At 32.4% G+C, this 12,369-nt stretch carries 14 protein-coding genes, 1 tRNA gene and 1 pseudogene; 6 read left to right on the forward strand and 10 right to left on the reverse strand.

Translation table 11 applies throughout. The features are described 5' to 3' along the window. Nucleotides 1-10 precede the first annotated feature (10 nt). From accC to pdxA, 6 genes are all read right to left on the reverse strand, one after another. Nucleotides 11-1,363: an acetyl-CoA carboxylase biotin carboxylase subunit gene (gene accC / locus ASC41_RS08120; RefSeq protein ID WP_055436144.1), complete on the reverse strand. Its 1,353-nt coding sequence runs from the start codon at nt 1,361-1,363 to the stop codon at nt 11-13. A gap of 79 nt (nt 1,364-1,442) precedes the next feature. Then, entirely contained in the window at nt 1,443-1,916 is a 474-nt protein-coding gene (gene accB, locus ASC41_RS08125) for an acetyl-CoA carboxylase biotin carboxyl carrier protein (protein WP_055436145.1), read from the reverse strand. A 36-nt stretch (nt 1,917-1,952) separates the two neighbouring features. Continuing rightward, entirely contained in the window at nt 1,953-2,948 is a 996-nt protein-coding gene (locus tag ASC41_RS08130) for a beta-ketoacyl-ACP synthase III (RefSeq protein WP_055436146.1), read from the reverse strand. Between the two features lie 177 nt (nt 2,949-3,125). Then, entirely contained in the window at nt 3,126-3,329 is a 204-nt protein-coding gene (gene rpmF / locus ASC41_RS08135; protein WP_013869593.1) for a 50S ribosomal protein L32, read from the reverse strand. Nucleotides 3,330-3,338: 9 nt separating this feature from the next. Beyond that, complete coding sequence (locus tag ASC41_RS08140; RefSeq protein WP_055436147.1) at nt 3,339-3,878, reverse strand: YceD family protein; 540 nt, start codon at nt 3,876-3,878, stop codon at nt 3,339-3,341. 72 nt (nt 3,879-3,950) lie between these two features. Beyond that, entirely contained in the window at nt 3,951-5,030 is a 1,080-nt protein-coding gene (gene pdxA, locus ASC41_RS08145) for a 4-hydroxythreonine-4-phosphate dehydrogenase PdxA (RefSeq protein ID WP_055436148.1), read from the reverse strand. Between the two features lie 66 nt (nt 5,031-5,096). On the opposite strand from pdxA, the gene ASC41_RS08150 reads away from it, so the two are divergent. Continuing rightward, the gene (locus ASC41_RS08150) at nt 5,097-5,687 is read left to right on the forward strand and encodes a riboflavin synthase (RefSeq protein WP_055436149.1); all 591 of its coding nucleotides are present in this window, start codon (nt 5,097-5,099) and stop codon (nt 5,685-5,687) included. On the opposite strand, the gene ASC41_RS08155 is transcribed toward ASC41_RS08150, so the two are convergent. The 3 genes from ASC41_RS08155 to mce all read right to left on the reverse strand — a co-directional run bounded on the left by ASC41_RS08155 (nt 5,684) and on the right by mce (nt 6,739). Further along, complete coding sequence (locus tag ASC41_RS08155; RefSeq protein ID WP_055436150.1) at nt 5,684-5,893, reverse strand: PID-CTERM protein-sorting domain-containing protein; 210 nt, start codon at nt 5,891-5,893, stop codon at nt 5,684-5,686. The genes ASC41_RS08150 and ASC41_RS08155 overlap by 4 nt on opposite strands. A 321-nt stretch (nt 5,894-6,214) precedes the next feature. Further along, nucleotides 6,215-6,288 (reverse strand) — tRNA-Ile (locus ASC41_RS08160). Between the two features lie 46 nt (nt 6,289-6,334). Continuing rightward, a complete protein-coding gene (mce, locus tag ASC41_RS08165; RefSeq protein ID WP_055436151.1) occupies nt 6,335-6,739 on the reverse strand; it encodes a methylmalonyl-CoA epimerase in 405 nt (134 codons plus the stop codon). Nucleotides 6,740-6,902: 163 nt separating this feature from the next. Here mce and rbfA point away from each other — a divergent pair, with 163 nt between their 5' ends. Both rbfA and ASC41_RS08175 read left to right on the forward strand, forming a co-directional pair. Then, a complete protein-coding gene (rbfA, locus tag ASC41_RS08170; protein ID WP_055436152.1) occupies nt 6,903-7,304 on the forward strand; it encodes a 30S ribosome-binding factor RbfA in 402 nt (133 codons plus the stop codon). Between the two features lie 5 nt (nt 7,305-7,309). After that, the gene (locus ASC41_RS08175; RefSeq protein WP_055436153.1) at nt 7,310-8,524 is read left to right on the forward strand and encodes an ABC transporter permease; all 1,215 of its coding nucleotides are present in this window, start codon (nt 7,310-7,312) and stop codon (nt 8,522-8,524) included. A 111-nt stretch (nt 8,525-8,635) separates the two neighbouring features. Here the strand turns inward: ASC41_RS08175 and dusB are convergent, their stop codons facing one another. Further along, entirely contained in the window at nt 8,636-9,631 is a 996-nt protein-coding gene (gene dusB / locus ASC41_RS08180) for a tRNA dihydrouridine synthase DusB (RefSeq protein WP_055436154.1), read from the reverse strand. Between the two features lie 120 nt (nt 9,632-9,751). Here dusB and ASC41_RS08185 point away from each other — a divergent pair. The 3 genes and pseudogenes from ASC41_RS08185 to ASC41_RS08195 all read left to right on the forward strand — a co-directional run bounded on the left by ASC41_RS08185 (nt 9,752) and on the right by ASC41_RS08195 (nt 12,369). Further along, nucleotides 9,752-10,494 (forward strand): annotated as a pseudogene (locus tag ASC41_RS08185) (prolipoprotein diacylglyceryl transferase). Between the two features lie 105 nt (nt 10,495-10,599). Further along, a complete protein-coding gene (locus tag ASC41_RS08190; protein ID WP_055436155.1) occupies nt 10,600-11,991 on the forward strand; it encodes a radical SAM protein in 1,392 nt (463 codons plus the stop codon). 174 nt (nt 11,992-12,165) lie between these two features. Continuing rightward, nucleotides 12,166-12,369 carry a hypothetical protein gene (locus ASC41_RS08195; RefSeq protein WP_055436156.1) on the forward strand — a complete coding sequence of 68 codons (204 nt, stop codon included), beginning with the start codon at nt 12,166-12,168 and terminating at the stop codon, nt 12,367-12,369.

Here is a 12,369-nt window from a genome sequence, read left to right on the forward strand (position 1 = left end):
TTTTTTTGTTTTAATCTTCAATTGGTTTTTCCATTACAAAATCTTCCATAAATTTTGTAGTGTAGTTACCAGCTAAATAATCTGGATGATCCATTAATTGTCTATGGAATGGTATTGTTGTTTTAATACCTTCTATTACAAACTCATCTAAAGCACGTTTCATTTTATTGATCGCTTCTTCTCTTGTTTGCGCCGTTGTAATCAACTTTGCAATCATAGAATCGTAATTTGGAGGTATAGAATATCCTGCATAAACATGAGTATCTAAACGCACACCATGTCCTCCAGGTGCATGTAATGTTGTGATTTTTCCTGGTGATGGTCTAAAGTCATTAAAAGGATCCTCTGCATTAATTCTACATTCTATAGAATGTAATTGTGGTAAATAATTTTTACCAGAAATTGGAACACCTGCAGCTACAAGAATTTGCTCACGAATTAAATCGAAATCAATTACCTGTTCGGTAATTGGATGCTCAACTTGAATACGCGTATTCATCTCCATAAAGTAGAAGTTTCTATGCTTATCTACTAAAAACTCTACTGTTCCTGCTCCTTCGTACTTAATGTATTCTGCTGCTTTTACTGCTGCATCACCCATTTTTTTACGTAAAGCATTCGTCATGAATGGAGAAGGCACTTCTTCTGTTAATTTTTGGTGACGTCTTTGGATAGAACAATCTCTTTCTGATAAATGACAAGCTGTTCCTCTTGAGTCACCTACAATTTGAATTTCGATATGACGAGGCTCTTCAATAAGTTTCTCCATATACATATCGTCGTTTCCAAATGCTGCTTTAGATTCTGCTCGAGCAGATTCCCAAGCATTTTGCAGGTCTTCTGGTTTCCAAACGGCACGCATACCTTTTCCTCCTCCACCAGCAGATGCTTTAAGCATTACTGGATAACCAGTTTCTACTGCTACTTTTACACATTCTTCGAACGTTTCTATAACACCTTCACTTCCTGGCACACAAGGTACACCAGCTTCAATCATAGTTGATTTTGCATTGGCTTTATCGCCCATACGGTCAATCATTTCTGGAGAAGCTCCAATAAATTTGATTTCGTGCTCTGCACAGATTTTAGAAAACTTAGCGTTTTCTGATAAAAATCCGTAACCTGGATGTATAGCGTCTGCATTTGTAATTTCTGCTGCTGCTATAATATTAGACATTTTTAAATACGATTCGCTACTTGGTGCTGGACCAATACAAACCGCTTCGTCTGCAAATTTTACGTGAAGACTTTCGGCATCTGCAGTAGAATAAACTGCTACAGTTTTGATGCCCATTTCTTTACAGGTTCTAATAACACGTAGTGCTATTTCTCCTCTATTGGCAATTAATATTTTTTTAAACATAAATACTAGTAATTTTCAATATTCAAAAAACAAATCCCAATTTATTTGGGAGTTTGCGAATTGAAAATTGGGATTTATATTAAGATGGATCTACTAAAAATAATGGCTGATCAAACTCAACTGGAGAAGAATCATCCACTAAAATTTTAACGACTTTACCTGAAACTTCAGATTCTATTTCGTTAAATAATTTCATAGCTTCAATAATACAAAGTACATCACCTTCTGCAATAGTTTGTCCTACCTCTACAAATAATGGTTTATCTGGAGATGGTTTTCTATAAAATGTTCCAATTATAGGAGACTTTACAGTTATGTATTTAGAATCTTCACTTTCTGCTGGTGTAACCGGAGCTGCTGCTACAGGCGCAGGAGCCTGTGCTACTGGCATTTGCATTTGTGGCATCTGACCCATTGGCATTTGTTGCACAATTGTTGTCTCTTCAGATCCTGTTTTTATTGTAATCTTAACGTCTTCTGTTTCTAATTTAACCTCACTTGCACCAGATTTTGCTACAAACTTAATTAAGTTTTGAATGTCTTTTAAATCCATAATATTAGAGTTATTAAGTGTTTTTTGTTAGTTTTATTAAGAGTTGTAAGCCCACTTTAAATATATTGAGCCCCAAGTAAATCCACCGCCAAAGGCAGCAAAGATAATATTATCGCCTTTTTTTAATTGCGATTCGTAATCGTTTATTAATAATGGTAATGTTGCAGAAGTTGTATTTCCATACTTTTCTATATTCATCATTACTTTTTCACTGTCCAAATTAATACGCTTTGCAGTCGCATCTATAATTCTTTTATTAGCTTGATGTGCTGCTAACCAGGTAACATCATCGTTTGTTAAATTATTCCTTTTAAGAATTTTTTCAGATACATCTGCCATATTAAAAACAGCATTTTTAAATACTGTTTTTCCATCTTGAAAAACAAAATTCTCTTTTTTAGCTATAGTTTCTGCTGTAACAGGATATGAAGATCCGCTTGATTTTACTTGTAGAAATTCTCTACCAGACCCATCACTTCTTAGATATTCATCTTGTAAACCTAAACCTTCTTCATTGGGTTGGAATAAAACTGCTCCTGCTCCATCTCCAAAGATTATGCATGTTGCTCTGTCTTCATAATTAATCATTGAAGAATTTTTATCAGCTCCAATAAGTAATACGTTTTTGTAGCGTCCAGACTCAATATATCTAGCTGCTGTTGACATCCCAAAGAGAAAACCAGAACATGCAGCTTCTAAGTCGAAAGAGAATGCGTTTACAGCTCCTATTTGCGTAGCTGTGTATGCTGCAGTAGATGCAGCTTGCATATCTGGTGTTGCAGTAGCTACAATTACCAGTTCTATGTCTTCAGGGTTTACTTTAGATTTTTGTAGAAGGTCTTGAGCGGCTTTAATAGCCATATAGGAAGTTCCTTTGCCTTCTCCTTTTAATATGCGACGTTCTTTGATACCTGTTCTTGAGGTTATCCATTCGTCGTTTGTATCAACCATAGATTCTAAGATCTTATTGGTTAATCTATACTCTGGCACATATGCGCCTACAGCTGTAATTGCCGCAGAGATTTTACTCATATTTTTAAGTTAATTTGATCGAAAATTGCTAAAAACCATCAAAAGGAGGCGGTATTTTATTAAAAATAGCAGTTTTCAATTAATTACGTGCAAATTAAGTTGTTTTTAACTTAAAGAAAAATATATAACAAAAAAAACGCCCACAAGTGAGCGTTTTCTATATGCATGCATAGTATATTATGCAATATTCTCTTCTGCAACAGCGTTGTCAATTAAAACTTGACCTCTGTAATATAACTTTCCTTCGAACCAATGTGCTCTATGGTATAAGTGTGGCTCACCAGTTGTTGGGCAAGTTGCAACCTGTGGCGCAGTTGCTTTGTAATGAGTTCTTCTTTTATCTCTTCTTGTTTTCGAGATTTTTCTTTTAGGATGTGCCATTTTATTATTTTATTTATCCGTTAATAGTTTCTTTAATGTATTCCAACGAGGATCTGTTTCCTCTTGGTCTTCTTTTATATCCTTTTCTTTAGGACTTAATTCTTCTAATCTTTCAAGTATGTCTGAATCTAACGTACCGTCTTCAATTCCAGGATGAATACGTTTTGTTGGCATAGCTAATACAATAAGTTCATATACATATTGTTGTATATTAATCTCGTATTCTCCATGAGAAATAATAAGAATATCTATATTCTCATCATTGTATTCTTCACCAAACTTTACTACCAAATCGAAAGCATTTTCAATTGATTGATCATAAGGTTCGTTAGTAACGTCACAATTAACGTTAACTGTTCCTGAAACTTCAAAATGTAGTTCTAAAAGTGTTGATTTTTTAACAAAATCAACATCAACTTTTAAATTACTACTGTTAAAGTCTTCATACCCGAAATATTCAAAGAACTTATTTTCAATATTAAAATCAAATTGATGCTTTCCTTCTTTTAAACCTACAAATGGAATTGTAAACTCTTTCAATGGCTTCATTATCACATCTATTTTGAGCCTGCAAATATACAAATTTTTATTTATTGAGCAGACTTATTAACAATTTTTTGTTTACTTCTTTTTTGATTCGTATTTTCTTTCATCAAAACGCTTCCTTTTACTTATAGCTAAAGGGTTTTTATTTAACTCTTCGAATTCGTTTCTGTTTTTAAAAATACTTACTGCTGTAAAAAGTGCTTCTTTAAAAGAACTTATATCAGCGATACCTTTTCCTGCAATTTCGTAAGCAGTACCATGGTCTGGCGAAGTTCTAACTCTATTTAATCCAGCTGTGAAATTTACACCTTGTCCAAACGACAATGTTTTAAAAGGTATTAAACCTTGGTCGTGATATGACGCAATAATAGCATCAAAACTTTTATAATTATCACTTCCAAAAAAACTATCTGCAGCATAGGGACCAAAAACTAATTTACCACTTTCCTTAATTTTTTTAAGTGTTGGTCTCATTATAGTATCGTCTTCTGTTCCAATAACACCATTATCTCCTGTATGTGGATTAATACCCAAAACAGCAATTTTTGGTTTACTTATTCTAAAATCGGTTTTTAAAGAATTATAAACTGTATCTATTTTTTTTATAATTAATTCTGGAGAAATATGATTTGACACGTCCTTTACAGGAACATGATCTGTTAAAAGTCCAACTCTTAAAGTATCTGTAACCATAAACATTAAACTATCTCCTTCTAGTTCTTGTGCAAGATAATCTGTATGACCTGGGAATTTAAAAGTGTCGGATTGAATATTACTCTTATTTATAGGAGCAGTAACTAAAACATCAATCTCTTCATCTTTTAAAGCTTTTGTTGCAGCCTCTAAAGATTTTATAGCATACTCACCTATTTTAAGATCTTCTTTTCCAAAATTAATATTTACGTTTTCTTTCCAACAATTAAGCACGTTTACTTTTCCATGAACAATCTCCTTTGTTGTATTGATACCATTTAAATTAATGTTTAATTTAAAATAATTTTTAACAAAGGTCATTGTTTTTGTAGATGCAAAGATTACTGGAGTGTAAAAATCCATCATTCTATTATCTTCAAAAATCTTTAATACAATCTCTGAACCAATACCATTTAAATCTCCAATAGAGATACCTACAATTATTTTTTCTTCTCTCTTCATTAATAATGCTAACTATTGTTCGTAATTTTATACTCGCAAATTTAACCAAATAATACAGTTAAAAGTATGTTTACAGGAATTATTGAAACCTTAGGACGTGTTACAAATCTTAAATACGAATTAGAGAACCTACATATTACAGTAGAAAGTTCTTTTACAAACGAGTTAAAAATAGACCAAAGTGTTGCACATAATGGTGTTTGCTTAACAGTTGTAAATATTGATGGTAAGCACTATACAGTAACAGCTATTAAAGAGACACTAGATAAAACTAATATTAGAAACTTACAAGTTGCGGCTATTGTAAATTTAGAACGCGCCATGAAACTTGGTGACAGACTTGACGGACATATTGTACAGGGCCATGTTGATCAAACTGCAGAATGTATAAATATTAAAGAAACTCAAGGAAGTTGGTTGTATACATTTAAATACGACTCTTCTCTTAATAATATTACTATTGAAAAAGGTTCGGTAACAGTAAATGGCGTAAGCTTAACTGTTGTAAACTCTAAAAGAAACGAATTTAGTGTAGCTATAATCCCTTATACTCATGAGCATACTAATTTTAAAGCCTTTAAAATAGGTTCTGTAGTGAATTTAGAGTTTGATGTGATTGGTAAATACGTTTCAAGATTAAACGCATTAAATAGTTAAAGCACCTTTTTTCTATTACTATATACTTTATAAATACCATATAAAAGACCTGCGGCAAATAATATAATTAAACCTCCATCTACAGGAAGTCCTACAGGTCCTGATGGTCCTGCTGGAGGCGGTGGTGGATTCTGCGTCTGTGCGGAGCATACAAAACTTATTAATACAAATAAGATTGAGGCAAAAGGTTTTTTATTTTGTATCATAATTCAGACCGTAAATGTATAAAAAAAACTATCGTAATAAAACTTTAAACTATTAATTTGATAAAAAAAATCCATTAAGAGCTGTTTTTTGCCGACAAACAGTAAGAAACAACACTAATAAATAGTTTTATAAAATTATAATTCGATTAACTTATAATCAAAAAAAAACTCGAACATTATTTTATGTCATAACAAATAATAAAAATATTCTAGTAATTGCCCTTTAATATTAAAAGTAGAGTAATATTCTTTTACTGATTAACGATAATGTTCTAAAACAAAAAAGCCTTTCAAATAAATGAAAGGCTTTACAATTTTATGTGGTCCCACTTGGGCTCGAACCAAGGACCACCTGATTATGAGTCAGGTGCTCTAACCAACTGAGCTATGGGACCAAAATCGGTGTGCAAATCTAATATTATTTTTAAAACTCCGCAACATTTATTTCTTTATTTCTTGACAAAGTTCAATTAAAACTCCATTTGATGATTTTGGATGTAAAAAAGCAACCAATTTATTGTCTGCTCCTTTTTTGGGTGTTTCGTTTAAAATAATAAATCCTTCGGACTTAAGTCTCTTAATTTCAGATACAATATCGTCGACATCAAAAGCAATATGATGTATTCCTTCTCCTTTTTTTTCTATAAATTTAGCAATTGGACTATCTTCCTTAGTTGCTTCAAGTAATTCAATTTTATTTTCTCCAACTTGAAAAAACGAAGTATTTACACCTTCTGTTTCTACTTCTTCGGTTTTATAATAAGGTTCGCCAAATAGTTTAGCGAATAAATCGTTCGAATTTTTTAAGTTTTTTACGGCGATTCCTATATGTTCTATTTTATTCATTTTATACACTGTTTTATTATTTCCGCGAAAGCGAAAATTTTATTTTTATATTAACACCTTAATAATAAGGTATAATTTTTGATTTCAAAAATACTATAATATTTAAAAAGCGTATTTTTGCAGTCCAATCTTTAATACTAAAGTATTGGGAGTAATACAATAGATGAAAACAGAAGAAAGTCAAAGACAAAAAAAAATAGGATCGGTTTTACAACGCGATCTAGTAGATATACTACAAACAGCTGCCACACAAGGCGGTATGCGCGGTGTTATTATTTCGGTTTCTAAGGTTAGTGTAACCGTAGATTTATCGGTAGCGAAAGTGTATTTAAGCATTTTCCCAAATAACAAAGCGAAAGAATTGGTAGAAGGTATTAAATCTAATCAGCCGTTTATTCGTCATGAATTAGCACAACGCACAAGAAATCAACTACGTAGAATGCCACAACTTTACTTTTTTGTGGACGATTCTCTAGAACACATCGATAAAATCGAACAATCTTTAAAAGGAAAAGACGACCCATTAAAAGATCCAGACCTTTTAGGGAAACGTAAAAAATCGTAAACTCTTTGAGCTTTTCTACTTACATCGCAAAGCGTTATTTACGCTCTAAAAGCTCGAATAATGCGATTAATTTTATAACCTACATTGCCATTGTTGGTATTATTTTAGGTTCGGCATCTTTATTTGTTGTGCTTTCCGGTTTTGCTGGTCTTCGTGAGTTTACTCTACAATACACAACAATAATAGATCCCGATTTAAAAGCCGAAACCACTTTAGGTAAATCTTTTATACTAGAACCAAATAGCGAAGCTAAACTGAGGAAAATTGCTGGTATTGCAAGTTATTCTAAAATTGTAGAAGAGCGCATTATTGGATCTTTCGATGATAAAAAACAACCTTTATTTATTAAAGGCGTAGATTCTAATTATACACAGGTAAATAAAGTAGACTCTATTCTCTGGCAAGGCAGTTGGCTAACCAACAAAACAAGCCAAATAGTTGTTGGGTACGGTGTATCTAACAGTTTGAACATTGGCTTATTAGATTACGGAAAACGAATTACCCTATTGGTACCAAAGCCAGGAAAAGGACAAATAACCTCTCTAGAACAGGCTTTTAATAAAGTAGAAACAGTAAATGTTGGTGTTTTTACTGTGAACGAAAAACTAGACGACAACTATATTTTTGCAGCAATAGAAGTAGCACAAGAATTACTTAGTTTTAAAGACAACCAAATTACAAATATTGAATTTAAACTAAAAGAAGGCGCAGATGAAGATGAAGTAAAAGCTCAAATTCAAGCCATTTTAGGAGACAATATTACATTAAAAAACACGCAACAATTAAACGATGCATTAAACAAAATGCTAAATACAGAAAACCTTATGGTTTACCTGTTATTAACGCTAGTCTCTATTATTTTAATCTTTAATGTAATTGGATCTTTAATTATGATGATTTTAGATAAAAAAAGGACCTTGACTACACTATACAGTATTGGTGCAACACTAAAAGATATAAGACGTATTTTCTTTATTCAAGGAGCAGCAATGACCATTATAGGCTCTTTACTAGGTTTATTTATTGGCTACCTGATTTCTTTAAACCAAATATACGGACCTGAATTTCTAAGAGTTTACATTACTCCTAATTTACCTTATCCGCTTGCTATTAAGTTTGAAAACATGCTTCTTGTATTTATAACCATTACAATTTTAGGTATAATAGCCTCAAAAATTGCCTCGAATAGAATTACAAAAGATATGGTGAAAACGGGATAAATTATTTTAGAAAGCTTGAAGACTCTCTTAATCTAATCTAAAAATAAAACCTCCATTCTTTAATTAAAGAATGGAGGTTTTAAATATATTATAGTTGTTGTTTTTTATGGATTATTCTGTAAACTGAAAATCTCCAAATTTCTCAAGTACCTCATCAAAAGCTGCAAATACATCTACAGATGCATCACTTGTTACCATTTTCATTCTATGTTCTTTAAAATGTGGAATACCTTTAAAGTAGTTAGTGTAATGCCTTCTTGTTTCAAAAACACCAAGTATTTCTCCTTTCCAATCTATAGACATTTGTAAGTGCCTACGAGCAGCTTCTACGCGCTCTTGCATAGTAATTGGTCTGTAATGTTCTCCTGTTTCAAAAAAGTGTTTTACTTGCTTAAAAAACCAAGGATTACCAATTGTTGCACGACCAATCATGCAGCCATCTAAACCATATTCATCTCGCATTTTCATAGCGAGTTCAGGCGTGGTTACGTCTCCGTTTCCAAATACAGGAATGTGCATTCGCGGATTGTTTTTAACCTCTGCAATTGGCTTCCAATTTGCACTACCCTTATACATTTGCGCTCTAGTTCTTCCATGAATTGCAATAGCTTTACAGCCTACATCTTGCAGTCTTTCGGCAACCTCAACAATTCTAATAGAATCGTCATCCCAACCTAAACGTGTTTTTACTGTAATTGGAATATTGGTACGTTTTACCATTTCGGCAGTTAGTTGTTCCATTAAACAGATGTCTTTTAAAATACCTGCTCCTGCACCTTTACTTACTACCTTTTTTACTGGACAACCAAAATTAATATCGATAATATCTGGCTTAGAAGCCGTAACTATATCGATGGTTTCCAACATACTCTCCATGTTAGCTCCAAAAATTTGAATACCAACAGGTCTTTCTTTCTCATAAATATCTAATTTCATAACGCTTTTTGCCGCATTACGAATTAAGCCCTCACTACTTACAAACTCGGTATACACAACATCTGCACCTTGTTCTTTACATAAAGCACGAAAAGGAGGATCACTAACATCTTCCATTGGTGCTAAAAGCAATGGGAAATCCGGAAGTTCTATGTTGTCTATTTTAACCAAAGTATTCTGTTTTGTTGCAAAATTACATCTTTTTCTATTAATGTATTGTATGGCTTACTTAGGTTTTAAAAATCTTATAGCCCTAAACAGAAATTCTGTTATATTTATAAAAAATTAGCATTGCAAATTCCATTCGAACCTATAGTATTAGGCTACCATATAAACATTCATCTTGTTTTAGAGTATCTCGCGTTTTTTATTGCCTTTCGATATTATGTTTATTTACGTAAACGTTCTAAAGATGCTATTTCTGGAGGCAACAGGTTATCTATTATTTTAGGTGCAGCTATTGGTGCTTTGGTTGGTTCGCGATTGATAGGCTTATTAGAAAATCCTTTTGTAGAATGGACACAAGCTAATCTTATTAATTTATTAAATACTAAAACCATAATGGGTGGATTGTTTGGTGGATTAGTAGGTGTAGAATTCGCTAAAAAACGAATAGGAGAAACGAAATCTTCTGGAGATTTATTTGTGTTCCCTATTATCCTAGGCATCTTTATTGGCAGAATTGGTTGTTTTCTATTAGGTATAAAAGAGTTTACCTATGGAAAAGTAACAGCTTCAATATTTGGCATGGATTTAGGAGACGGTGTTTTAAGACACCCAACGGCTTTATACGAATTGGTGTTTTTGGTGCTTTTATTTTTCATTTTAAAATACCTTCAAAAAAAATAGCTTTAAAAAATGGCGAATTGTTTAAAATCTTTATGCTCAGTTATTTTGGATTCCGATTTTGTATTGAGTTTATAAAACCAAATGTGTTTTATGTTTTAGGATTAAGCAGCATTCAAATATTATGTGTAATTTGTTGGCTATATTACTATAAATTTATCGCTAAACTAATAAATAAGAACTCGTGATTGCTTCGCAGTTGAAGCGGCATCCTTTTTTGTTTTTTTCGACAAAAAAGATATAGCGGAAAGCCTAACCTTTAGGTAACGCCCAAAAAACTTAAAAACTAAAAAATGCCTGTTAGAAAATATACCTATTACGATTTTACTTTAAGCCTATGTCCTGAGTGTTTACAACGTGTTGATGCCAAAATAGTTTTCGAAAACGGCAATGTTTACATGCTTAAACGTTGTAAAGAACATGGTAATAGTAAGGTCTTAATTGCAGACGATATTGAGTATTATAAAAACATTAGAAACTACAATAAGCCTAGCGAAACACCTTATAAATTTAATACTAAAACCGATTATGGTTGCCCTTACGATTGTGGTTTGTGCCCAGACCACGAGCAACATTCTTGTTTAACAGTTGTCGAGGTTACAGACCGTTGTAATTTAACATGCCCAACATGTTATGCTGGCTCTTCACCAACTTATGGTAGGCACAGAACGCTAGACGAAATTAAGGCCATGTTAGATACTATTGTCGAGAATGAAAAAGAGCCAGATGTAGTTCAGATTTCTGGTGGTGAGCCAACTATACATCCGCAATTTTGGGAGATTATGGATTATGCAAAATCGTTACCTATTCGGCATTTAATGCTGAATACTAACGGTATTAAAATTGCAAAAGATCTCGCTTTCGCGGAAAGACTAAAAACCTATGCTCCAGATTTTGAAGTGTATTTACAATTCGATTCTTTTAAAAACAGTGTGCTTCGTGAACTTCGTGGAGCAGATTTAAACCACATAAGAGAAAAGGCGATTGCAAACTTAAACGCAGTAAACCTTTCTACAACATTGGTTGTTACGCTACAAAAAGGATTGAATGATAATGAAATTGGAAAAATTATAGAATATGCTTTAAAGCAAAAATGTTGTCGTGGTGTTACTTTACAACCAACTCAAATTGCTGGGAGATTAGATAATTTTAATCCAGAAACCGATAGAATGACGCTTACCGAAGTGCGTAGGAAGATAATGGAGCAGACTACTGTTTTTAATAGTGATGATCTTATTCCTGTGCCTTGCAATCCTGATGCTTTGGTTATGGGCTATGCTCTTAAACTAGGAGATGAAACTTTTCCTTTAACACGTTATATTAATCCGGCAGATTTATTAGATAATAGTAAAAACACCATTATTTACGAGCAAGACGAACAGCTTCAAGATAAAATGATTGAGCTTTTTAGTACAGGAAATTCCGTGGAAGTAGCAGAAGAAAATTTAAAATCTATTATGTGCTGTCTACCAAATATTGATGCTCCTAATTTGGGTTACGATAACCTCTTTCGTGTAATAATTATGCAATTTATAGATGCTTATAATTTTGATGTTCGCGCTATAAAAAAATCGTGTGTACATATTGTAGATAAAGACAATAAAATTATACCTTTTGAAACCATGAATTTATTTTATCGCGACGACAAAAAAGCACGTTTAGAAGAACTTAGAAACGAAATGTAATGTTGTAGATTATTCTTATTCTAGTACTATTTTTACCTGCTGCAGTATTGCTTTATTATGGTAGAGATGCTAAAAAGAATAGTGAAAAACAAAAAGAGTATTATTAATTAGCTATAGTCTGGCTAGTAGTAAGTTTTATTATATATGGGATAGTAATATTAAATAATTTATAAAATGAATACATTATTAATAGAGGTAGGAAATTTAGATGGTTTAGTTCTGTTAATTGCAGCAATTATGTTTGGACCTGCTGTAATACTAGCTATTATTGGCTTCTTATTACTTAAAAGAAATAAGAAAGCTGCAAAAGTGTTTTTTATACTTGCTGTTGTTTATGTACTTGTTAGTTTAGGTATTTGTGGTAGCATGATGGCTTAA

This window comes from Lacinutrix algicola (assembly GCF_001418085.1).
Lineage (GTDB): Bacteria > Bacteroidota > Bacteroidia > Flavobacteriales > Flavobacteriaceae > Lacinutrix > Lacinutrix algicola.

Excerpts from the sequence above, each read along its gene's own strand:
- accC (WP_055436144.1), bottom strand. The coding sequence starts at position 1,363 with ATGTTTAAAAAAATATTAATTGCCAATAGAGGAGAAATAGCACTACGT.
- accB (WP_055436145.1), bottom strand. The coding sequence starts at position 1,916 with ATGGATTTAAAAGACATTCAAAACTTAATTAAGTTTGTAGCAAAATCT.
- ASC41_RS08130 (WP_055436146.1), bottom strand. The coding sequence starts at position 2,948 with ATGAGTAAAATCTCTGCGGCAATTACAGCTGTAGGCGCATATGTGCCA.
- rpmF (WP_013869593.1), bottom strand. The coding sequence starts at position 3,329 with ATGGCACATCCTAAAAGAAAAATCTCGAAAACAAGAAGAGATAAAAGA.
- ASC41_RS08140 (WP_055436147.1), bottom strand. The coding sequence starts at position 3,878 with ATGAAGCCATTGAAAGAGTTTACAATTCCATTTGTAGGTTTAAAAGAA.
- pdxA (WP_055436148.1), bottom strand. The coding sequence starts at position 5,030 with ATGAAGAGAGAAGAAAAAATAATTGTAGGTATCTCTATTGGAGATTTA.
- ASC41_RS08150 (WP_055436149.1), top strand. The coding sequence starts at position 5,097 with ATGTTTACAGGAATTATTGAAACCTTAGGACGTGTTACAAATCTTAAA.
- ASC41_RS08155 (WP_055436150.1), bottom strand. The coding sequence starts at position 5,893 with ATGATACAAAATAAAAAACCTTTTGCCTCAATCTTATTTGTATTAATA.
- mce (WP_055436151.1), bottom strand. The coding sequence starts at position 6,739 with ATGAATAAAATAGAACATATAGGAATCGCCGTAAAAAACTTAAAAAAT.
- rbfA (WP_055436152.1), top strand. The coding sequence starts at position 6,903 with ATGAAAACAGAAGAAAGTCAAAGACAAAAAAAAATAGGATCGGTTTTA.
- ASC41_RS08190 (WP_055436155.1), top strand. The coding sequence starts at position 10,600 with ATGCCTGTTAGAAAATATACCTATTACGATTTTACTTTAAGCCTATGT.
- ASC41_RS08195 (WP_055436156.1), top strand. The coding sequence starts at position 12,166 with ATGAATACATTATTAATAGAGGTAGGAAATTTAGATGGTTTAGTTCTG.